The sequence below is a fragment of the Arthrobacter sp. PvP023 genome, assembly GCF_017832975.1.
Lineage (GTDB): Bacteria > Actinomycetota > Actinomycetes > Actinomycetales > Micrococcaceae > Arthrobacter.
Genome location: NZ_JAFIBI010000001.1, coordinates 860,219 through 881,365, shown reverse-complemented (window position 1 = coordinate 881,365; position 21,147 = coordinate 860,219). Strand labels below are relative to the sequence as shown.

The 21,147-nt window shown below is 66.7% G+C and carries 18 protein-coding genes; 10 read left to right on the top strand and 8 right to left on the bottom strand.

All coding sequences use genetic code 11. From position 1 onward, the window contains the following. The first annotated feature begins 22 nt into the window (after window positions 1–22). A complete protein-coding gene (locus JOE31_RS04090; RefSeq protein ID WP_209742261.1) occupies window positions 23–871 on the top strand; it encodes a PhzF family phenazine biosynthesis protein in 849 nt (282 codons plus the stop codon). Between the two features lie 16 nt (window positions 872–887). Here JOE31_RS04090 and JOE31_RS04085 read toward each other — a convergent pair whose 3' ends face one another. After that, entirely contained in the window at window positions 888–1,730 is an 843-nt protein-coding gene (locus tag JOE31_RS04085; RefSeq protein ID WP_209742260.1) for a response regulator transcription factor, read from the bottom strand. A 275-nt stretch (window positions 1,731–2,005) separates the two neighbouring features. Here JOE31_RS04085 and JOE31_RS04080 point away from each other — a divergent pair, with 275 nt between their 5' ends. Further along, complete coding sequence (locus tag JOE31_RS04080; protein ID WP_245198964.1) at window positions 2,006–3,037, top strand: hypothetical protein; 1,032 nt, start codon at window positions 2,006–2,008, stop codon at window positions 3,035–3,037. A 69-nt stretch (window positions 3,038–3,106) separates the two neighbouring features. Here the strand turns inward: JOE31_RS04080 and JOE31_RS04075 are convergent, their stop codons facing one another. The 6 genes from JOE31_RS04075 to JOE31_RS21785 all read right to left on the bottom strand — a co-directional run bounded on the left by JOE31_RS04075 (window position 3,107) and on the right by JOE31_RS21785 (window position 7,933). After that, window positions 3,107–3,265: a hypothetical protein gene (locus JOE31_RS04075; RefSeq protein WP_209742259.1), complete on the bottom strand. Its 159-nt coding sequence runs from the start codon at window positions 3,263–3,265 to the stop codon at window positions 3,107–3,109. A gap of 6 nt (window positions 3,266–3,271) precedes the next feature. Next, on the bottom strand, window positions 3,272–4,321 hold the full coding sequence (locus tag JOE31_RS04070) for a glycosyltransferase family 2 protein (RefSeq protein WP_209742258.1): 1,050 nt from the start codon (window positions 4,319–4,321) through the stop codon (window positions 3,272–3,274). A gap of 333 nt (window positions 4,322–4,654) precedes the next feature. After that, window positions 4,655–5,635, bottom strand: coding sequence for a hypothetical protein (locus JOE31_RS04065; RefSeq protein ID WP_209742257.1), 981 nt, complete (start codon window positions 5,633–5,635; stop codon window positions 4,655–4,657). An 89-nt stretch (window positions 5,636–5,724) separates the two neighbouring features. After that, the gene (locus JOE31_RS04060) at window positions 5,725–6,657 is read right to left on the bottom strand and encodes a hypothetical protein (RefSeq protein ID WP_209742256.1); all 933 of its coding nucleotides are present in this window, start codon (window positions 6,655–6,657) and stop codon (window positions 5,725–5,727) included. Between the two features lie 387 nt (window positions 6,658–7,044). Beyond that, window positions 7,045–7,419, bottom strand: a complete 375-nt coding sequence (locus tag JOE31_RS21790; protein ID WP_307864362.1) for a LuxR C-terminal-related transcriptional regulator — start codon at window positions 7,417–7,419, stop codon at window positions 7,045–7,047. Window positions 7,420–7,618: 199 nt separating this feature from the next. Next, window positions 7,619–7,933 carry a response regulator transcription factor gene (locus JOE31_RS21785; protein WP_307864361.1) on the bottom strand — a complete coding sequence of 105 codons (315 nt, stop codon included), beginning with the start codon at window positions 7,931–7,933 and terminating at the stop codon, window positions 7,619–7,621. A gap of 399 nt (window positions 7,934–8,332) precedes the next feature. On the opposite strand from JOE31_RS21785, the gene JOE31_RS04050 reads away from it, so the two are divergent. The 3 genes from JOE31_RS04050 (at window position 8,333) to JOE31_RS04040 (ending at window position 11,566) form a co-directional block, all read left to right on the top strand. After that, a complete protein-coding gene (locus JOE31_RS04050) occupies window positions 8,333–9,694 on the top strand; it encodes a hemolysin family protein (RefSeq protein ID WP_209742255.1) in 1,362 nt (453 codons plus the stop codon). Beyond that, window positions 9,687–10,727 carry a hemolysin family protein gene (locus tag JOE31_RS04045; protein ID WP_209742254.1) on the top strand — a complete coding sequence of 347 codons (1,041 nt, stop codon included), beginning with the start codon at window positions 9,687–9,689 and terminating at the stop codon, window positions 10,725–10,727. Before JOE31_RS04050 ends, JOE31_RS04045 begins: the two co-directional genes overlap by 8 nt. 68 nt (window positions 10,728–10,795) lie before the next feature. Then, window positions 10,796–11,566, top strand: coding sequence for a nuclease-related domain-containing protein (locus JOE31_RS04040; RefSeq protein WP_209742253.1), 771 nt, complete (start codon window positions 10,796–10,798; stop codon window positions 11,564–11,566). Here JOE31_RS04040 and JOE31_RS04035 read toward each other — a convergent pair. After that, window positions 11,563–12,249, bottom strand: coding sequence for a TetR/AcrR family transcriptional regulator (locus JOE31_RS04035; protein WP_209742252.1), 687 nt, complete (start codon window positions 12,247–12,249; stop codon window positions 11,563–11,565). The two genes, JOE31_RS04040 and JOE31_RS04035, sit on opposite strands and share 4 nt — an antisense overlap. A gap of 232 nt (window positions 12,250–12,481) precedes the next feature. On the opposite strand from JOE31_RS04035, the gene JOE31_RS04030 reads away from it, so the two are divergent. From JOE31_RS04030 to atzF, 5 genes are all read left to right on the top strand, one after another. Then, the gene (locus JOE31_RS04030; protein ID WP_209742251.1) at window positions 12,482–13,993 is read left to right on the top strand and encodes an amino acid permease; all 1,512 of its coding nucleotides are present in this window, start codon (window positions 12,482–12,484) and stop codon (window positions 13,991–13,993) included. A 64-nt stretch (window positions 13,994–14,057) separates the two neighbouring features. Then, window positions 14,058–14,960 (top strand): urea amidolyase associated protein UAAP1, encoded by a 903-nt coding sequence (locus tag JOE31_RS04025; RefSeq protein WP_209748122.1) that lies wholly within the window; start codon window positions 14,058–14,060, stop codon window positions 14,958–14,960. Then, window positions 14,957–15,631: an urea amidolyase associated protein UAAP2 gene (locus JOE31_RS04020; RefSeq protein ID WP_209742250.1), complete on the top strand. Its 675-nt coding sequence runs from the start codon at window positions 14,957–14,959 to the stop codon at window positions 15,629–15,631. Before JOE31_RS04025 ends, JOE31_RS04020 begins: the two co-directional genes overlap by 4 nt. Further along, window positions 15,628–19,287 carry an urea carboxylase gene (gene uca, locus JOE31_RS04015; protein ID WP_209742249.1) on the top strand — a complete coding sequence of 1,220 codons (3,660 nt, stop codon included), beginning with the start codon at window positions 15,628–15,630 and terminating at the stop codon, window positions 19,285–19,287. Before JOE31_RS04020 ends, uca begins: the two co-directional genes overlap by 4 nt. After that, on the top strand, window positions 19,284–21,146 hold the full coding sequence (gene atzF, locus JOE31_RS04010; protein WP_209742248.1) for an allophanate hydrolase: 1,863 nt from the start codon (window positions 19,284–19,286) through the stop codon (window positions 21,144–21,146). Before uca ends, atzF begins: the two co-directional genes overlap by 4 nt. Window position 21,147 lies beyond the last annotated feature (1 nt).

Genomic DNA, 21,147 nt, shown 5'->3' with positions numbered 1-21,147 from the left:
CGCCACCCAGAGAAAGACCAGCATGCCCACCGTTGTGAACGAATATCCCTTCTCCCAGATAGACGTCTTTGCGCCGGGCCCGAAAGCCGGGAACCCCGTCGCCGTCGTACATGACGCGGACGGACTGACCACAGAACAGATGCAAAGCTTCGCGAACTGGACCAACCTGTCCGAGACCACGTTCCTCCTGAAGCCCTCGCACCCGGCAGCGGACTACAGGCTGCGGATCTTTACGCCGGCGTCCGAACTGCCCTTCGCCGGGCATCCCACACTGGGCTCGGCCCACGCCTGGCTGGAAGAAGGCGGACAGCCGTTCCGTGACGGAGAGCTGCTGCAGGAGTGCGAGGCGGGGCTGGTGAAGATCCGCCGGGCCGGTACCGATCTGGCCTTCGCGGCACCCCCGCTGGTCCGCTCCGGCGCGGTTGAACCGGGAGTGCTGGAGCAGGCCGTCGCCAGCTTGGGCGTCGACGCCGGACAGGTCCTGGGCAGCAACTGGGTGGACAACGGCCCGGGCTGGCTGGGCATCCGGCTGGAATCGGCGGAGCAGGTCCTGGAACTCCAGCCGGACTTTGCCGTCATGGACCAGCTCCGAGTGGGCGTTATCGGGAGTTACGCGGAGGGAGGACCGGCGGAGTTCGAGGTCCGGGCGTTCGTTCCCGGGTTCGGCGTTCCCGAAGACCCAGTAACAGGGAGCCTCAACGCCGGCCTGGCGCAATGGCTCCTCAGCGAAGGCTTGGTGGGCGGCAACTACACCGTCCAGCAAGGCACCGTCCTGGGACGCGGCGGGCTGGTGACAGTCAACGTCGAGGATGAGGACATCTGGATCGGCGGAACCAGCCGGGCCGTAGTGAGCGGCCGCGTGTCGATTTAGCGGCAGGCGCGCGTTGCTACTGCGGGGTCAGGCGGTAGCCCACTCCCCTGACTGTCTGAACCCACCGCGGGGACCGGGAACTGTCGCCCAAGCGCTTGCGGAGGTTGCCCATATGAACCTCCAGCACGCGTTCGTCCCGGGCTGCCACGGCGGAGTCCGGGACAGCAGGGTTATTGCGCAGTTGGCGGGCCAGTTCCGCGCGGGTCACGACCGCACCCTTGTTTTGGAGCAGTGTACGGAGCAGCTCGAACTGGGTCCGGGTCAGGTCAACGGCTTTCCCGTCCACTGATACCGCGCGGGTGCTGTCCATCAGGGCAAGGCCCCGGTGTTCAAAGTCCCATCCGGTTTCCCCGGCTGAACCCTCGGACGCTGCGGCTGCGACGGCAGGTTGACGGGCTGGAAAAGCGGCTGAAGCTGGCGATTCCGCGCCGTAGGGTCTGGCGACGAAGTGGCCGGCGGCGCACTGCGCCGCTTCCACCATGGCGTGGCGCCTGGGCCTGCGGAGCATGGCGGCGATCCTTGCCCGGAGCTCGCGCGGACGGAAAGGCCTGGCCAGGTAGTCGTCAGCACCGGCCTCAAGTCCCAGCAGTGCGTCCGCTTCGCTCGCCAGTGCGCTGACCATGATCACGTAGGCGTGGCTGAAGGTACGGATACGGCGGGAGGCCTCGATGCCGTCAAAGTCGGGAAGCCCTACCTCCACGGTGACCAGGACGGGGTCGTGCTTCCGCACGGCAGCCACTCCCTCGGTGCCGGACGCCGTTGCAACAACACCGAATCCGGACTGGACGAGCAGCTCTTCCAGAGCTCCCCTGTTACGACCGTCGCCGTCAACCACCACAGCCGTGCCGCGCGTAACCATCAAAACCCCTCTGAAATTCTTGTGCTTATTCAGCTTTAGTAAGTACCACTAATTCCTCAATTACGAATTGTGTAAAAATTGTGTATTTATTGAGGAAAGTCAAAAAGTAAATATCGGCATTCAGCTATTGCCAACCCCACGCCGCTGAATGATGATCATCATGTGCTCACTGGGGGCGCGGCGCTGCTGCTATCAGCGCAAAAGTAGGGGGCGTTTAAATGGTTTCCTTGAGGTCTCGCGTCACAAAAGCGGTTTGGCTGAACAGGCCGCTTGCAATGCTGGCAGCCGTCAGCCTGGTCATGTTGTCCGCCACAACGCCGGCGCATGCCGCCGACACCACCCCCATGGACCCGAACCCGGGCCCCGCGGGCAGCTTCGCCTGGAAGGGGTTCAACTGGGAAAAGCGCTTCTGGGGCGGTGCGCCACAGTTCAACAAGACCTTCGACGCGGCCAACGTCAGCAATCCCGACGGCAACGGATACGTCACGCTTTCACTCACCAACCCGACCGGCAGCGCCCCCGTCGGGGCCGAGTTTCAATCCACCCGGCAGGGATTCGGCTACGGCACATACAGCACCACCGTAGAAAAGAATGTGAGCGCCCTCCAGAAGGAAGTGGTGTGGGGTTGCCTGTTCACCTACGATCCCCTGGCTACTCCCGGTTACAACGAGATCGACCTGTGCGAGGCATCCGCCTGGGGTGGCGGCGCTAGCTATGGGGAATCCTGGCCGGTGACCCAGGCGCACGGCTATTGGTTCGATGCCACCAAACCGCCAGGTCAGGGCAACAACACCATCGTCTTTGCAACGACGAATGACGCAATCCTCACCCACAAAATGGTCTGGGAGCCGGGAAAGATCACGTTCGAAACCTTCGCTGGCGAGGGCTACGGGGGAACCCTGCTCAAGCGAACCGTGCTTCAGGGAAGCACCGTTCCCGTGCCGGCCAAAGAAGCCATCCACTTCAACCTTTGGGTCACTGGCGGTGGCGGCGGCGATCCCGAACATGTGAAACCTGAGTCCGTGGTGATCCGGGACTTCTCATTCACACCGGCTGCCAGCACCACCCCGGTTACCGAATCGCCCATCAAGCTGACGGCGGCCAACAGCAAGGTCAAGGGTGTCAATTCCACCACCGTGAAGTGGTCCGGGGCCACGGGGTCCAGCGTCACACTCTGGATCAACGGCGCCGCGAAGACCGTCCCCAACACCGGGAGCTTCGTGAACAAGTTCAAGGGCGGAGCAACCACAAGCTACAAGGTCTGCGATGCAGTTGCATGCTCCAACGCCGTCAGCGTGGTGACCTGAGCGAGCCCAAGGCGAACGGGCGGCCTGGATTCCTTGCGAATCCAGGCCACCCGCCCGATCAGGCAGAAGTTACTTGGTCCGGACCGGCACGATCCGCTTGACGGCCAGGCCAAGCGCCACGAGGGCGAAGGCTGCCAGGGCGAACCAAAACAGGTCACCGGCCCCGGTTGCGGCGAGGGTTCCGGCACCGACACCGGCTGCTGCGGGAGCTGCTGGATTGCTGTACATAAAGTGTTACCAAGCTTTCTTTTTGTTGAGTGCTGCATCCACGTAAGCCTTCGCGTGGACCACCTGAAGGAACAGGTCGATCAAGAGTTCGTACATCGTTGCGGCCGCCAGCATGTACTTCCAGCCACGCAGCCGCACAGTCACTACCCGTTCGATCACGAAGACACCGGTCACGGCCATCCAGAAGGGCTGAATGTGCAGCCCTTCCCCCGTGCCCAGTGCAAAAGCCACCGTTCCGAAGTAGGCCAACGACACCACAATGCCGGTCACGGAGAGGGCTTGCCTCCCCCAATACGGCCGGGTGACCCTGGTCCAGCCGTACTGGACGCAGTTCTCCACCGCTCCGCGCTTCCACCTCAGCCGCTGTGCCCAGAGTTCGCGCCAAGTGGGCATGATTTCGGTGACGAGCGTGCAGTCGGCCGGCGATTTGATGCGGTAGTTGAGGGTCAGCAGCGCGAAGGACAACTCGTTGTCCTCGGTCAGCACGGAGGTGTCGTAAACGCCTCCCCTGCCGTTGCCCGGCGGCAGGGTGCCGTCAAGCCGGGCTTCGATGACGTCCACCAGTGTCCGGACACGGAAGAGCGCGGCCGTTCCCGTAACTACCAGGCATTTGCCATGCAGCCGCTTCACGTCCCGCGCGTACCGTGCGTACTCATTCCGCTGCAGGTGACCCACGAATCCGCCGCCCTCTGCGCCGCGGAAGACGCCGCCCACGGCACCAAGCCGCCGGTCGGCACGCAGGTGACCGGTTGCCCGCTCGATGAAGTCATGGCTCAACTGCGAGTCCGCGTCCTGGACGAGGATCATGTCTTCCGGATTCGCGCCGGGCAGCAACCCCTCCAGCGCAAAATTCAAGGCGCCGGCTTTTTTGTCTGCGTTTCCGACAGTGCGGATGACCTCCGCGCCAAGCGCCAGGGCGATTTCCTCGGTGGCATCGGTGCAGTTGTCGGCAACAACCACCACCCTGTCCGGCGGTTGAGTCTGGGATTTGAGGGATTCGAGCGTGTCAGAAATACCCGCAGCTTCATTATGCGCGGGGATAAGAACTGTAATCACAGGAGTTCGGCACCCGCAGTCCCGAGAGCAGAATTCATATAGTCACGCACAGGCCCCGCAGCTCCCCACCGAATTAGTCAACTGATTGTTGACTTCGAGTTTTTCAACGGGAACGCAAGCAGGCGGAAAGTATTCGAAAAGGAATCCGCAATCTTCCGTCAAGGCAAATGCACACTCAACGGGACCTCAATTTGCCATCTGGAATGGGGCGTAAATACTCAATGCCGGGAGTCGGGGGCTGCGGCTTGAAAGCAGAAGTCGGGGTGCTGTCCTGGGACAGCACCCCGACTCCGTTAGCGGGCCACAATCATGGCCCGCAACATACTTTGCTGATTACAGGAGGCTGTTGCCGCCGTCGTTTACGACGGAACCTTCAGACACAGCTGAAGCCGCAGCATCCAGGCTCGCATTCGCGTCCAGGTTCAGACCCGCATCCAGATCCGAAACAACACTGCCGTCAGTCGAGCCCTCATTCCAGGAGCCCTCGCTCCAGGTCCCGTGGCCGTCATTCACAACCGAACCCTCAGACACAGCGGAAGCCCCAGCGTCCAGGCTCGCATCCGCATCCAGGTTCACACCAGCGTCCAGATCCGAAACAACACTGCCCGCAGCAGACCCCTCATTCCAGGTGCCCTCGCTCCAGGTCCCGTGGCCGTCATTCACAACCGAACCCTCAGACACAGCCGAAGCCCCAGCATCCAGGCTCGCATCCGCATCCAGGTTCACACCAGCGTCCAGATCCGAAACAACACTGCCCGCAGCAGACCCCTCATTCCAGGAGCCCTCGCTCCAGGTGCCGTGGCCGTCATTCACAACCGAACCTTCAGACACAGCCGAAGCAGCAGCATCCAGGCTGGCGTCAGCATCCAAGTTCACGCCCAGGCCAACGACAAGGTCGGTGACGGCGCTGGTGTCCGTAGAACTCCAAGTGCCGTGGCCGTCATTCACAACCGAACCCTCAGACACAGCCGAAGCCGCAGCATCCAGGCTGGCGTCGGCATCCAGGTTCACGCCCAGGCCAACGGCAAGGTCGGTGACGGCGCTAGTGTCCGTGGAGCTCCCGGTGCCGTGCCCCCAGGTGGAGGTCCCGCCGTCGTTCACTGCCGAGTTGTTTACCACCGAACCCTCAGTGGCCGCGGAAGTGGCAACGTCCAGGTTGGCGCCAAGGTTCAGGCTGATGTGGCTTCCCGAGCCGAGACCCAGGTCCGACGTCGTGGTGGTGGAGTCGGAAGCGGAGGCTGCGCCCGCGCCGAGGATGAGTACTCCGCCGGCAAAAACGGCGCTGCACAGAGTGGTGCGTACGAAAGATTTCATGACAATTCATTCCTTACTAGTGAGGTGAGCCAGGCACGGATGGTGCGTGGCCAGGTGCCGTCCGCGCAGAAGGCGCGGTGCCGGCGTCACTAGTCGGGGGAAAAGCCGTGCTCCAGGCTGACCGAACTCGGCAGCTCATCGGAGGCGTTGAGGACGTCCTTGAGCGAGATCTGCGTCAAGGAAAACTGGAAGGCCGGAACGTCGGCTGCTACGCCGGATCCGCCGTCGTTACCCGCCCGAAGCAGCGAACCGGAGCCCGTCGGGGCCGTAGCCGGCGATCCGGGGGCGGGCGTTGCGGGACGTTCGGGTGCGGGAGTCCGTGCTGTCATCACAACGGTGCTGCCGCCGTCGGACTTTGCGGCCGTTGCGGCCCCCTGGTCCTGCGCGCCAGCCGAAACGGTCGGTGAGATGCCCGCGGAAGGTGCGGCGGCCGGAGACGTGGCGGCGCCGCCCGGTGCAGGTTCCTGTGGAACGGACCCCGCCGGGTACGGCTGGGCGGGAACGTCAACGGGGGCGGGGACGGCGTCGACCGCGTTGCCGGCAACGTCGCCGGCGACGGAGCCAACCGGAGCCAGCACGGGTTCGGTGACATCAGCCACCAGCCCCGTGACCGGCGCCGTGATTCCGGCGACCGTTTGGGTCACGGGGGCGACGGCGTCTGAAGCGAGCGCTGTCGCGGGTGCCACCGCGCTGGTGACCTGCTCGACGACGGCGGCCACCGGTGCCACCGCAGTGTCCACGGGCACCAGAACCGGTTCGGCGATGGCCTGAACCTGCGGCGCAATCGGGCCTGCCACAGTGGCAACAGGTTCAGTCAGCGCGGCAAGGTGACCTTGATCCTCCGTGCCGGCTTCGGAGATAACAGAGGCGGCGGTGTCGGCAGAGATGGGGTCGGTCACGGGCGGCAGCAGGCTTGAAGCCTGTGACGAGACGGCGCCAAACACAACCCAGGCGGCCGCGAGCAATGTGGCCAGGACGAGGGACCGCAAGGCGGAGGGAAGCCAGGATGCATTTCCGCGCATTGCCTCACCTCCCGATCATGGCCGGACGTCATCGATTACCGCAGGACTTGCAAGGGATTCGCTGCCGTAATGAACGCGGATGGGTGCGGCTTGGAATACTGCCGGTGCTGTCCGGGCCGGGCGGAGGCCGTCTTGGGCTGCAGCCCTATTCCCCTCAACGCCCCCAAATGCTGCGCTAAGGGGAACCCGCCGGTGCGATGGCACAGCGCGGGAACGTCTCCGTTCTCGGGAGCCATGCCGTCGCCCGAGGTTCCAGTCAATGCCCCGTCGGGGGCCGGCCCCAGAGGCCAAAGCCCCCGAATGCTGCTCCCGGTGATCATCAGCGCCGGGGCTCTTGATGCCATGGCGGACTCCCAAAAGGCGCAAGAACCCGGGCGTTCCGGGATCTTAACGCCGGTTTGGCAGCGGGCGTACGGCCATTACCGGGGTCTGGATCGCGGCAAGTGCGTCGGCCAGACGCACGGCACCACCCGCCCGCAGACCGGCCGTGAGCGGCACGGTGCCTGCCTCGCTGGTGCAGTTCAACAGCGCTGCGGTGACCTCGGCGATCAAGTCCGGGAACCGGCTAAACCGGTAGTTTCCGTAGGAGGGGTTTTCCGATTGCTTCAGCGTCCTGGTGACCAGCACGGCGGCCTGCGTCCTGCGCGCCAAGCCGAGTTTCGTCAGCGCGGAGGACACGAGGTTCTTTATGGTCTTTTCCGCCAAAGACATCTCCTGGCTGATCTGCCGGTTGGTCATCCCTTTCCCCAGGCCGACAGCCACATTCCATTCCTGTCGGGAGAGTCTCAGGAGTCCCTCATCCGGCCGGTCCCTACCGGGCCCGGCGGCCGGTGCAAGAATCCCCGGCTGGAATCGGCGGCTGTACGCGGTGTGCCCGGCAAGGGCGCGTCGGATCAGCCTGAGCTGTTCCGTGTTGTCATCCTGCTGCGAGAGGCAACCCCACGCTCCTGCCAGGATGGATTCAATCAGCACGTTTTTCGTCGATTTCCCCGGTCATCAGCACGCACCGGATCGAGGGGTCGGTTGCTGCGACGGCCCGGCACACCTCGGCACCGGAACCATCCGGAAGGTCGTCGTCCAGGATGACCAGGTCGGGGCGCAGCGCAGGGATCCGCCGGACGGCTTCACAGACTGACCCTGTCTCCCCGACGATGGTGAACCCGTGGGTCTCCAGTAGCCGCCGCAGGCCCCTCCGCACGACCTCTTCGTCGTCCAGGATGTAGACGCTCTGGCCGGTCCGGGGGTACGCCGGCCTACTTTGCGGGGCTGCCATCATTACCGTTCCGTTCCTTCGCCCCTGGAAACCGAAAAGGCGTTGCTTCTGTCCCTGACGCCGGCCTCACTGCTGCGAAGACGAACCTGACCGGATCCCCGTCCGGTGTTTACTGCCCGCGCGCACGCGCAGGTACCCACTTCCCACGCTAGACCTAATAACGGCCGGACGACAGGCCTCAGCCAACCCGTATCCGGAAATCCCGTGGCCTCGTACTGTGCGGGTTTGCGAAAGGCCGCCCACCCCGCGCTCCCCAGCGTTTCGCCCACGGCGCACACGCTTATTTCGAAGGAGCCGCACCCCGTAGACTTAGCGACACTATGGACGACCCTCCTTCACATATGCCCAAGCCCCTCCACCTTCTGACCGGTTCACCGGCCATCACGGGAGAGGGGCGCCCGAATGTATGAATGGATCATGCTCGGTATCGGCCTTGTCCTCACGGTGGGTACCGGCTTCTTCGTTGCGTCCGAGTTCGCGCTGGTCAACCTTGACCGCAACGACCTTGAAGCCCGCCAGGCCCGCGGTGAGAAACGTCTTGCGCCCACCATCAAGGCCCTCAAGATCACCTCGACGCATCTCTCCGGAGCCCAGCTGGGTATCACGCTGACCACGCTCCTCACCGGCTACACCTTCGAACCCGCCATCAGCAAAATGCTTAGCGGGCCGTTGCTGGCGGCGGGCCTGCCTGAGTCCGTGGTGCCCGGGATCGGCGCCGTGGCGGGTATTTTCCTGGCCACCATCTTCTCGATGGTGATCGGCGAACTCGTCCCGAAGAACTTCGCCCTGGCCCTCCCCCTGGCCACCGCGAAGATCGTGGTCCCGTTCCAGGCCCTGTTCACCGCCGTCTTCAAGCCGGTGATCCTGCTGTTCAACAACACCGCCAACGGCATCATCAGGTCGTTCGGCATCGAGCCGAAAGAAGAGCTTTCCGGCGCGCGCAGCGCCGAGGAACTCAGCTCGCTGGTACGGCGCTCCGCGCTGGAAGGGGTGCTCGACGTCGACCATGCGGTCCTGCTGCACCGCACCCTCCGCTTCTCCGAGCACTCCGCTGCCGACGTCATGACGCCCCGCGTCCGGATGACGGCGGTGAACGCCGACGATACGGCGGAACAGATCGTCACCCTGGCCTCGTCCACCGGCTACTCGCGTTTTCCGGTGATCGGACGGGACCGCGACGACGTCCTGGGGGTCCTGCACGTCAAGCAGGCATTCGCTGTGGCCTTGGAGGAACGGGACTGTGTGACCGCCGCGAGCCTCATGATCGACCCGCTCCGGGTCCCCGAATCCATGAGTGTGGACACGCTGCTGGTCCTGCTCCGCAAGCAGGGGCTCCAGGTGGCCATCGTGTCCGACGAGCATGGCGGGACGGCCGGCATCGTCACCCTCGAAGACCTGGTGGAAGAGATCGTCGGCGAGCTTGAGGACGAACACGACCGCGCACGCGTGGGCGTGGTCAGGACCGGCCGTTCCATCACGTTCGACGCTTCCCTGCGCCCCGACGAACTGCTGGACCGGACCGGCATCGAAGTGCCCGACGGCGAGGAGTACGACACCATCGCCGGTTTCGTCACCGACCAGCTGGACCGCATCCCCGAGCTCGGCGACGAAGTCACCGTGGACGGCGGAACGCTGCGCGTGGAACGCGTGGTGGGCACCCATGTGGAGCGCCTCCGCTTCACCCCGGACGAATCACAGGAAGCACCCCAGAGCCCGCATGACCGCATCATCGACACCCTCACCTCGGAGCTGACCCATGAGTGAATACCTTCCCGGCATCATCTGGCTGGTGGTGCTCCTGGTGGTCAACGCCTTCTTCGTGGGAGCCGAGTTCGCGGTCATCTCCGCCCGCCGGTCGCAGATCGAGCCCAAGGCCGAGGCCGGCAGCAAGGCGGCGAAAACCACGCTGTGGGCCATGGAGCACGCCACGCTGATGCTGGCCACCAGCCAGTTGGGCATCACCGTGTGCTCGCTCGTGATCCTGAACGTTTCCGAACCAGCCATCCACCACCTGCTGGAAATCCCGCTGGGCCTGACCTCCCTCTCCGGCGAAGCAATCGGCATCATCGCCTTCGTGGCCGCGCTGCTGCTGGTGACCTTCCTGCACGTGGTCATTGGCGAAATGGTCCCCAAGAACATCTCGTTCTCCGTTCCCACCCGGGCCGCGCTCATCCTGGCCCCGCCGCTGGTGATGGTGGCACGGGTGTTCAAGCCGGTGATCTGGACCCTCAACGGGATCGCCAACTCCATCCTGCGGCTCTTCAAGGTCCAGCCCAAGGATGAGGCCACCAGCGCCTACACCCTGGACGAGGTGGCGAACATCGTGGAGCAGTCCACCCGGGACGGCATGCTCACGGACACTACCGGCACGCTGAATGCAGCGTTCGAATTCACCGCCAAGACCGTGGCGGACGTGGAAGTGCCCATCAGCGAGATGGTGCTCCTACCGGCGTCTTCGACGCCGGCCGACATCCAGAGCGCGGTGGCCCGGCACGGGTTCTCCCGCTACATCCTCACGGACGACGACGGCGTGCCCTCCGGTTACCTGCACCTCAAGGACGTCATGGACCTGACATCCCCGGAAAAGTTCGCCAGGCCCGTGCCTGCCAAGCGAATCCGCCGGCTCGCGTCCGCGTTCAGCGGCAGCGACCTCGAGGACGCACTGGCCACCATGCGCCGCACCGGCGCCCACGTCGCCCGGGTATTCGACGCGCACGGGAACACCACCGGCGTCCTCTTCCTGGAGGACATCATCGAAGAGCTGGTGGGCGAAGTGCAGGACGCCACGAGCGCCTAGCCGCGCCCGTCGAAGAGTGACCGCGTGCCGAAACCGGCGGCGCCGGAGCGGAGGCTTATGCTCGGCGCATGCATGAGCTGAGCAACCGCGTACCGGGGCAGGAAGTCATCGCCAAGCTTCTGGACGTCCAGGGACAAGAGGCCGACCGTTCACTGTTGGGACGGATATTCGGCGCCGATCCGCTCAGCGCCGAGGCCCGCCCTTGGTTCCGGGGGGCCCTGGGCGAAGTGGCGGTGGGAACGTTGCTCGCCGGGCTCGGCCCCGAATGGACCGTCCTCCACGCTATTCCTGTGGGCGCGGGAACCTCAGACATCGACCACGTGCTGATCGGTCCGGCCGGGGTTTTCACTGTCAATACCAAGAACCATTCCGACCAATCTGTGTGGGTCGCGGGGCGGACGCTTATGGTGGCAGGGCAGCGGCAGCGTCACATACCCAATGCAGCACATGAGGCGGCCCGGGCGGGCAAGCTGTTAAGCGCGGCGTCCGGCATCCCGGTGGAGGTTAGCGGGGTGGTGGTGATCATTGCACCCAAGAACCTGACCATCAAGAAAGCACCTGAAGGCGCCCAGGTGCTGTCCGACCGGCAGATACTGCGCTGGCTCCGTGGCCTGCGACCGGCGCTGAGCGCCGATCAGGTTTTCAGGATTGCGTCAGCAGCCCGGCTGCCTCGAACGTGGCATCGGAATCCCGGGCTTCAAGCAGATCCAGTTGAACTGCAGGACCGCTTCAACGCTCTCCGGGACCACGTGGACCGGGCGCGGCGGCGGCGCCTGTTGTGGGTGCTCGCCGCCTTCGTCGGCCTTTTCTCCATGATCTTCCTCAGCCCGCTCCTCTAGCGCCCGTGTTGCGTGATCAGCTCCCTGCTGAGTTCGCGGATCCCGGGCAGTTCGGCCGAAAGTCCGGCCAGTACGACGGCGGCATCGGCCGTCTGGGAAGGTGACGCACTGTCCGCGAGCCCGTCAGCGCGAAGGTTGATCAGGGACTCAACCAGGCGGAAGACCAGCTCACCGAGCGGCGCGCTGCCGGGACCGCCGGCCGCCGGCAGGAGCTCCTCCACCCTTCGACCCAGGTCCTGGTACCGCTGCCGGAGCTCGCGCCTGTCTGCCATGAACGGCTCGAACCGCTCGGCACGTGCTTCCGGCAGGTGGTAGAGAATGCCCAGGTTCCACCGTGCACTACACAGCAGGCCACCGTCATAGAGCGCCACTGCATGGAGCGCCGCGGCCGCCGCCACTGCGCTGCCCGGCCGGGGAGCCGCGCAGACCGCCCTCGCGAAGTCCAAGCCGCCGGCCACGGTGCCCTTCAGCAGCTCGCCCAGGATGTCATCCTTCGTGCCGAAGTGGTGGTAAAGCGACGACTGGCGCATGCCCACGGCGTCGGCGATCGCCCTCGTGGAGGTGTTCGCGAAGCCCTGGCCCGTAAAGAGTTCCGCGGCGGCATCGAGGATTTCGTCCCGGGCGGTGGCCCCCGGGCGCACTGGCTGCTGCTTGCGGGGTCGTCCCGGTCCGGCTGAAGTCACCCCACATTCTTACACCGCCCGGGTGTCCGGGTTGCGCCGGGCCAAAAGGGCCGGGATGCCGGTGAGTTTTTGTTCACAGAACTGAAACGCCTGGAAATCCAGCTTTTACACGGGCGAAACGGAACCGGGACACGGCGCTGGAAAACTATCAAGTGACCGGTATTTCGGGAGGGGCCATCCAGCGGCTACCCAGATGTGGTCACCAGCCCCCGTTCCAGACACGGAGAAACCGATGACTTCCACCATTTCGACGGCGTCCGCCCACGCAGACGATGCAGACCTGACCTCGCTCGGCTACCAGCCGTCACTGCACCGCAAACTTGGCCGCTACGCCTCCTTTGCCGCAGGATTCTCGTTCGTTTCCATCCTGACCACCATCTTCCAGCTCTTCGCCTTCGGGTACTCCTTTGCCGGGCCCGCGTTCTTCTGGACCTGGCCGGTGGTACTGATCGGCCAGCTGCTCGTTGCCCTGAACTTCGCTGAACTCGCTGCCCGGTACCCGCTCTCCGGCGCCGTCTACCAGTGGTCCCGCCGCATGGGCGGCGAAGTGGTGGGCTGGTTCGCCGGCTGGTTCATGTCCATCGCCCAGGTTGTCACTGCGGCAGCCGCCGCCATCGCACTCCAAGTGGTCCTCCCCCAGCTGTGGGACGGCTTCCAGGTGGTGGGCGGCGATCCCGCGCTGGCCACCGTCACCGGCGCCGCCAACGCAGTGGTTCTCGGCGCGGCACTCCTGGTGGTCACCACGGTGATCAACTGCCTGGGCGTCAAGCTCATGTCCCACGTCAACTCCATCGGCGTGACCTGCGAAATCGTCGGTGTGGCCGCCGTCATCCTGGCCCTGATTTCCGCCGCCCAGCGCGGACCCGAGGTAGTGGCGGACGTCAGCGTGGTGGCCGGCTCGGACCTCGGCGCCGTCGGCGCGTTCCTCGTCTCCGGGCTCATGGCCGCCTACGTCATGGTCGGCTTCAACTCCGCCGGGGAACTCTCGGAGGAGACGAAGAACCCGCGCAAGACGGCGCCGCGCACCATCCTTTCGGCCCTGATCATTTCCGGGATCGGCGGCGGGCTCATGATCATCACGGCACTCATGGCCGCCCCCAGCCTCGACGACGGGCGCCTCGCCACCGAGGGCCTTCCCTATGTGCTGACCGCCGTTCTGGGAACCTTCTGGGGCAAGGTCCTCCTGGTGGACGTCGCCGTCGCGATCTTTGTCTGCACCCTGGCCATCCAGACGGCGGGGTCCCGCCTGGTGTTCTCGATGGCCCGAGACGGCAAGCTCCCCGCCTCCGCACTTCTCTCCTCGGTCCACCCGGAGCGCGGCACGCCGATGTGGCCGTCCATCGCCATCGGCGGCCTCGCGGTCGGAGTCCTCGCGATCAACATCGGCAACGCCGCCCTGTTCACCACGCTCTGCAGCGTCTGCATCGTCATGGTGTACCTGGCCTACCTCCTGGTCACTGTTCCGCAACTGCTCAGCCGCCTGCGCGGAGACTGGGACCGGGTGGGCCAGACCATGCCGGGCGGGCTGTTCTCGCTGGGCCGCTGGGGGCTTCCGGTCAACGTCCTGGCTGTTCTCTACGGCGCCGTGATGGTGGTCAATCTCGCCTGGCCGCGCCCCGAGGTGTACGACCCCAGCGGCGAAAACGGACTCCTGCTGTTCTCCGCACCCCTCATGGTGGGGGCCGTACTTCTCCTGGGCATCTGGGTGCGCAGCCGCAAGACCTCCGGCGCTCCCGCAGCGTAAGCCCCGACTAAGACACCACAGCCAACCCAGCTAAAACAGCCAACACAGCTAAGAGATGACTGACATGACACAGACCCTCGAATCCGCCCAGCCCGCTGCCGGAACCGACGCTGCCGGAACCGCCACCACTGCGGGTGCGCGCGCCCATGCCCGCGCCCAGCACGGACGGACTGCGGACACCATGATCCACGTGCCTGCGACCACGGCACCCGAACGCCTCACGGCCGGGCTGCCCGCGGGGGCCGCCGCCTCACTCACCTGGGCAGAATCGCTCGCGTTCGGGCGGTACACCCACCTTGAACTGGCCCGCGGTACCAGGATCAGGCTCACCGATACGGACGGCGACGCCTGCGTCCATGCCGTGCTCTTCCGGGCCGGTGCGAGCCATGAGCGGATCAACGTCGCGGACACCGTCAAGGTCCCGTGGCAGGCCTACCTCGGGCCGGGCCATCCCCTGCTCTCCGATGCCGGCCGGTTGATGGCCACCGTCGTGGCCGATTCCTCCGGCAGGCACGATGCCCTCACCGGAACCACCAGCCTCGCAGGCAACCAGGCCAAATACGGTGCAGGCTCCGCGCACAGCGCCTCACCTGCAGGCCGCGAACTGCTGACCCTCGGCGCCCTCAAGCACGGCATCAGCCAGCGGGAAGTGCCGCCGTCGATCTCCTTCTTCAAGGGCACCGCCGTGGACGCGGACGGCACCATCCGGTTCACCGGCAGCGCCGGTGCCGGCACCGCCCTCGAACTCCTCCTGCAGATGGACGCTGTTCTGGTGCTGGCCAACACCGCCCACCCGCTGGACCCGCGTCCGGATTTCACCGGAAGCACCGTGGACATCGTTGCGTGGCAGGCGCCCGAAGACCTCGCCGCCCTTGCCGCCGGAGACCTGGGATTCGCCCCGGGCCCCGAGCACCTGCTTGCCCTCCAGAACACTGAACTCGACTTCACCGCAAGGACTTCCGCATGAACACGCCCACACTCACTTTCCAGCCGGACGCCGCAACCGCCGCCCTGGTCCCGGGACACGTCGTCCTCGACGAATACGTCGAAGCGCGCGGCCCGTGGTCCGCCGTGGTGGAAGCCGGGGACGTGCTCACCATCGTGGATCTTGACGGCAACCAGGCCGTGGACTGCCTCCTCTACGCTGCGGGCGACACCGCCACACGCTACTCCGCCGCCGCAACCATCGCCGCGCAGCGATCCATTGTCCTGACCACCGGGTCCGTGCTGCGGGCGGACAGCGGCGAAGCGCTGATGACCGTCGCGGCCGATGAAGTGGGCGTCCACGACACCATCGGCGGCGCCTGCTCACAGGAATCGAACACCCTGCGCTACGGCCAACACACGCACGAACAGCATGCCTGCGTGGAGAACTTCCTCATCGAAGGCTCCAAATGGGGCCTCGGAAAGCGGGACCTCGTCTCCAACATCAACTGGTTCATGAACGTACCCGTGGACCCGGACGGTGCGCTCGGCATCGTGGACGGGCTCTCCGCCCCCGGCAAACGCGTGGCACTGCGTGCCGAGGCGGACACCCTGGTCCTGGTTTCGAACTGCCCCCAGATCAACAACCCTTGCAACGGCTTCAACCCCACGCCCGTGCGCATGATCGTCACCCGTCCGGAGGCCTCCCGATGAACCGCTTCGACACCCTGCTCGTCGCCAACCGCGGCGAAATCGCCTGCCGGATCATCGAGTCCGCCAAAAAGATCGGGCTGCGCACCGTGGCCGTGTTCTCGGAGGCGGACCGCGGCGCCAAGCACGTGCGCCTCGCCGATGAAGCCGTCCTGCTCGGGCCGGCACCCGCCAAGGAGTCCTACCTCCGGGTCGACGCCATCCTGGCTGCGGCTGCGGCCACCGGCGCCGGCGCCATCCACCCCGGCTACGGCTTCCTGTCCGAGGACGCCGGGTTCGCCGAGGCCGTGGAAGCCGCCGGGCTCGTCTTCGTCGGCCCCACCCCGGACCAGCTGCGGATCTTCGGCACCAAGCACACCGCCCGGGACGCCGCCCAGCGTGCCGGAGTGCCCATGATCGCCGGCTCGGGACTCCTCGAGGACCTTGATGTAGCCATCACGGCCTCCGCCACGATCGGCTTCCCGCTGATGCTCAAGGCCACCGGCGGAGGCGGCGGCATCGGCATGGCCGTCTGCCGCACCGAAGCCGAACTGGCCGAGAACTACGCCCGGGTGGCCCGGCTTGCCAGCTCAAGCTTCGGCACCGCGGGCGTCTTCGCCGAGCGCTACATCGAACACGCCCGCCACGTCGAGGTCCAGATTTTCGGCGACGGCGAAGGCCGCGTCGTCAGCCTCGGGGACCGTGACTGCTCGCTGCAGCGCCGGCACCAGAAAGTCCTCGAAGAGGCGCCCGCGCCGGACCTTCCGGCCGGGCTGCGCGAGGAGCTGCACCGCAGCTCGCGCGCACTCTGCGCCTCCGTGGGCTACCGCTCCGCCGGGACCGTGGAGTTCGTCTACGACCCCGTCCGGCAGGAAGCATCCTTCCTCGAAGTAAACGCCCGCCTCCAGGTGGAGCACCCGGTCACGGAAGCCGTCACCGGCGTCGACCTCGTGGAATGGATGCTCAACCTGGCCCAGCAGCGGCCAGTGCTGGACGGCCTGCCGGACAGCCTCCCGGTGACCGGGCACGCCGTGGAAGCACGGATCTACGCGGAAGACCCGGCCCGCAACTTCCAGCCCAGCGCCGGAACCGTCACCAACGCCCAATACCCGGGCTCCGACGTCGTCCGCGTCGACGCGTGGGTGGAAACCGGCAGCGAGGTGTCCACCAACTACGACCCGCTCCTTGGCAAGCTCATCTCCTTTGGCGCGAGCCGGGACGAAGCCCTCGACTCCCTGGCGGACGCCTTGGCGCAAACCCGCATGGACGGCATCGAAACCAACCTCGGGATGCTGCGCTCCGTCACCGGCCTGGACGTGGTCCGCACCGCCACGCACTCCACCAGCACCCTGGACAGCGTGGGCGACCCCGAACCCCGCATCACCGTGGAGCGCCCCGGCCTGCAGACGAGCGTGCAGGACTGGCCCGGACGGACCGGCCTCTGGCAGGTGGGCGTGCCGCCGAGCGGCCCCATGGACGACCTCTCCTTCCGGCTGGGCAACAAGGCGCTGGGCAATCCGGAAGGGGCACCCGGACTTGAATTCACCATGGCCGGCCCGGCGCTGCGCGTCACCCACGCCACCACCGTCTGCGTCACCGGCGCAGAGGTGGCCGTCACCGTCAACGGACAATCTGTTCCGGCCTGGGAACCCGTCACGGTCCCCGCGGGCGGCGTGCTCGACGTCGGATCGGCCGAGGGTGCCGGACTGCGCGGCTACATCCTCTTCGAGGGCGGCCTCGACATCCCGACATACCTCGGCAGCGCTTCCACCTTCACCCTCGGCCAGTTCGGCGGCCACGGCGGCCGCGTGCTCCGCGCCGGCGACGTGCTCCGCACCGTGGCCGGGGCGGCACCCGACACCGTGCCCGCGCCGGTCCCGGCGGACAGCCGCCCGGCCCTGACCACGCAATGGGAGCTCATGGTGGTGGAAGGACCGCACGGAGCTCCGGAGTTCTTCCAGCGCGAGGACATCAACGACCTGTTCGCAGCGTCCTACGAGGTGCACTTCAACTCGGCCAGGACCGGCGTCCGCCTCATCGGCCCGAAGCCGCGCTGGGCACGGAACGACGGCGGCGAGGCGGGCCTGCACCCCTCCAACATCCACGACACCGCCTACTCGGTGGGCGCCCTGGACTTCACCGGGGACACACCCATCCTGCTCGGCCCGGACGGGCCCAGCCTGGGCGGCTTCGTCTGCCCGGTCACCGTGGTGACCGGCGAGCGCTGGAAGCTCGGCCAGCTCCGCCCCGGCGACACGGTCCGCTTCGTTCCGGTGAAGACCGTCCAGGCGCCGTCCGCCAAAGAGCTTGGCCCTGCCCGGCAGCGGCTGATCCTCCCCGCTTCCAGCAGCGGCCGCTTACAGGGCGACGGCGACGACGGTGTTCTCGGCCGCGTGCCGGAAGGCGACGGCCGTCCGGCCGTGACGTACCGCCGCTCCGGCGACGACAACCTGCTCGTGGAATACGGCGACATGGTGCTGGACCTCGGCCTCCGTGCCCGGGTCCACGCCCTTCACCAGGAGCTCGAGAAGCTGCGGATTCCCGGCATCGTGGACCTGACACCCGGCATCCGCTCGCTCCAGGTCAAAGCGGACCCGTCGGTCCTCCCCACTTCGCGCCTGCTGGGCATCGTGCGGGAGATCGAAACTGCGCTCCCTGCCAGTTCGGAGCTTGTCGTTCCGAGCCGCACCGTCAGGCTGCCGCTGTCCTGGGACGATCCTGCCACTCGTGAGGCAATCGAGCGGTACATGGCGGGCGTGCGGGACGACGCTCCCTGGTGCCCGTGGAACATCGAGTTCATCCGCCGGATCAACGGGCTGGACTCCGTGAACGACGTCTTCGACACCGTTTTCAACGCGGACTACCTCGTGCTCGGGCTGGGCGACGTCTACCTCGGCGCTCCCGTGGCAACGCCGCTGGACCCGCGGCACCGCCTGGTTACGACGAAGTACAACCCCGCCAGGACCTGGACCCCGGAGAACGCCGTGGGCATCGGCGGCGCGTACATGTGCATCTACGGCATGGAAGGTCCGGGCGGCTACCAGTTTGTCGGCCGCACCACGCAGGTCTGGTCCCGGCACGCCACCGCCGCCCCGTTCGAGCCCGGCTCGCCGTGGCTGCTGAGGTTCTTTGACCGGATTTCCTGGTACCCGGTCAGCCCGGAGGAACTCCTGGACCTGCGGGCGGACATGGCCGCCGGCCGGGGCCGGGGCGTGGAGATCGAGGACGGCACCTTCTCCCTGGCCGAACACGAGGACTTCCTCGAGGAGAACAGCGATTCGATCGCAGCGTTCCGGGCACGGCAGGAGAAAGCCTTCGCCATCGAACGCAAGGCCTGGGAAGACGCCGGAGAGTTCGACCGTGCGGAAAAGGCCGTCGCCATCGCGCCGCCCTCCGAGGAAGTGGTGGTTCCCGACGGCGGAACCCTGGTGAGCTCGCCGTTCGCGGCGAGCGTCTGGAAGGTGGACGTGGCGCCCGGGGACAAGGTGGTGGCGGGCCAGCCGCTGGTCTCCATCGAAGCCATGAAAATGGAAACCGTCCTCACCGCGCCCAGCGACGGGATCGTGTACCGGGTGCTGCCCAGCGCAGGCTCCCAGGTGGTGGCAGGCGAACCGCTGGTGGTCCTCGAAGCGGCGGAACTGAACGAAAAAGCACTCGTTCTCGAAGGGAGCGCGGCATGAGCGGATCAGCCACCGCCCGGGTGACGGCGGCACTCGCCGCGATCGACGCCGTCGACCGTCCCGAAATCTGGATCCAAGTCCGGGGCCGTGAGGACCTGCTGGCGGAGGCCGCCTGCATCGACGCCGACGCGGCGTCCGGCAGGGAACTTCCCCTGGCCGGACTCCTGCTGGCGGTCAAGAACAACGTGGACGTCGCCGGGGTCACCACGACGGCGGCGTGCCCCGGTTTCGGCTACGAGCCCGCCGAAGATGCCGTGGCAGTGGCCCGGCTGCGCGCCGCCGGGGCCCTGGTGCTGGGCTCAACAAACCTGGACCAGTTCGCCACCGGGCTGGTGGGAACCCGCAGCCCGTACGGCGCGGTCCGCGATGCGCGGCGGCCGGACCGGATCTCGGGCGGGTCCAGTTCGGGGTCCGCCGTGGCCGTGGCCCTGGGGCTGGCGGACATTGCCGTCGGGACGGACACCGCCGGCTCCGGCCGGGTTCCGGCGGGGCTGCAGGGAATCGTGGGCATCAAGCCCACCCTCAACGTGGTGTCCACCGCGGGAATGGTGCCCGCGTGCCGGTCCTGGGACACTGCCACCATCCTGGCCCGCGACCTGGCTACCGCTGAACTGGCCATGGGGATCATGGCCGGGGAATCGCGGACATGGCCTGCGGACGTGCGCCTGGCCGCGCCGTCCCGTCCGCGGGTGGCCTATCCGGCGTCACTTCCGGCGCTGCCGGAGGAATGGGCTGCGGAGTTCGGCGCCCAGATCGAGCGGCTGCGCTCCACCGGTGTGGACGCCGAGCCGATCGAACTGGACGTCTTCCTGCAGGCGGCCAGGCTGCTGTACGACGGCGCCCTCGTGGCAGAGCGCCACGCCGCCGTCGGGTCCTTCATCGACGCTGCAAACGCGGGTGACCAGCCCGGAAGCGGCACCGCGGCCGGGCTGGACCCGACGGTCACCGGCATCATCACCGCGGCAGGCCGCGTGCCCGCGCATCAGTACGTGCGCGACACTGCGGCGCTGGAGGAGCTGAGACGCGAAGCCCTGTCCCGGCTTGAGGGATTCGATGCGCTGATCGTGCCCACCACTCCGTTCCATCCAACGCTGGCCGAGGTCGCCGCGGACCCCGTGGGCGTGAACTCGCGCATGGGTACGTACACCAACTTCTGCAACCTCTTCGATATGTGTGCGGTCGCGGTGCCCGCCGGCACCGTCGCAGACGCCGGAGGCGATGGAGTCTCACAGTTCGGCCTCACCGTTGTGGGAAGGACGTTCGACGACGGCGTGGTGGCCGATATCGCCCGAAGGATCGAAGCGACACCGGACCTCCCGGCCCTGTTTGCCTCCGGGTCAGCACCGAGCCGTCCTTCGGCTCAGCAGCTGCCGTGGCTCGTGGCCGCCGGCGCGGGGGCTGTGCCGCTCGTGGTGGTGGGTGCCCACCGCAAAGGCCAGCCGCTGGTGGCCGAGCTGGAACGGCGGGGCGCGTTCTGGGACGGTCCGGTCACGCTGGCGGCCCGGTACCGAATGGTGGCTCTGGACACGCACCCGCCCAAGCCCGGCGTCATCCGTTCCAACGACGGTGCGGAACTGGCAGCAGAGCGGTGGCTACTGTCCGGGGCCGCGCTGGGATCGTTCCTCGCGGAGCTTCCCGAGCCCATGCTCCTGGGATCGGTCCAGCTCACTGACGGTTCCACCGCCGTGGGATTTGCCTGCGATGCGGTAGCGGCGTCCCTTGGCAGGGACATCACGCATTTCGGGGACTGGCTGCTGGCCCAAGCCGCGGCGGAAGATTCCACCGACAGAGCAGGCCAGGGCATCTGGAGGCAGACCGGCGAGGCTTTACTGACGGGTCTGCAGCGCGGCCGGCGGTAGC

Bases quoted from the DNA above. Each gene is read 5' to 3' on its own strand.
- JOE31_RS04030 (WP_209742251.1), top strand. From the start codon at position 12,482: ATGACTTCCACCATTTCGACGGCGTCCGCCCACGCAGACGATGCAGAC.
- JOE31_RS04080 (WP_245198964.1), top strand. From the start codon at position 2,006: ATGCTGGCAGCCGTCAGCCTGGTCATGTTGTCCGCCACAACGCCGGCG.
- JOE31_RS04025 (WP_209748122.1), top strand. From the start codon at position 14,058: ATGACACAGACCCTCGAATCCGCCCAGCCCGCTGCCGGAACCGACGCT.
- JOE31_RS04045 (WP_209742254.1), top strand. From the start codon at position 9,687: ATGAGTGAATACCTTCCCGGCATCATCTGGCTGGTGGTGCTCCTGGTG.
- JOE31_RS04040 (WP_209742253.1), top strand. From the start codon at position 10,796: ATGCATGAGCTGAGCAACCGCGTACCGGGGCAGGAAGTCATCGCCAAG.
- JOE31_RS04050 (WP_209742255.1), top strand. From the start codon at position 8,333: ATGTATGAATGGATCATGCTCGGTATCGGCCTTGTCCTCACGGTGGGT.
- JOE31_RS04085 (WP_209742260.1), bottom strand. From the start codon at position 1,730: ATGGTTACGCGCGGCACGGCTGTGGTGGTTGACGGCGACGGTCGTAAC.
- JOE31_RS04090 (WP_209742261.1), top strand. From the start codon at position 23: ATGCCCACCGTTGTGAACGAATATCCCTTCTCCCAGATAGACGTCTTT.
- JOE31_RS21785 (WP_307864361.1), bottom strand. From the start codon at position 7,933: ATGATGGCAGCCCCGCAAAGTAGGCCGGCGTACCCCCGGACCGGCCAG.
- JOE31_RS04065 (WP_209742257.1), bottom strand. From the start codon at position 5,635: ATGAAATCTTTCGTACGCACCACTCTGTGCAGCGCCGTTTTTGCCGGC.
- JOE31_RS04020 (WP_209742250.1), top strand. From the start codon at position 14,957: ATGAACACGCCCACACTCACTTTCCAGCCGGACGCCGCAACCGCCGCC.
- JOE31_RS04075 (WP_209742259.1), bottom strand. From the start codon at position 3,265: ATGTACAGCAATCCAGCAGCTCCCGCAGCAGCCGGTGTCGGTGCCGGA.
- uca (WP_209742249.1), top strand. From the start codon at position 15,628: ATGAACCGCTTCGACACCCTGCTCGTCGCCAACCGCGGCGAAATCGCC.
- atzF (WP_209742248.1), top strand. From the start codon at position 19,284: ATGAGCGGATCAGCCACCGCCCGGGTGACGGCGGCACTCGCCGCGATC.
- JOE31_RS04060 (WP_209742256.1), bottom strand. From the start codon at position 6,657: ATGCGCGGAAATGCATCCTGGCTTCCCTCCGCCTTGCGGTCCCTCGTC.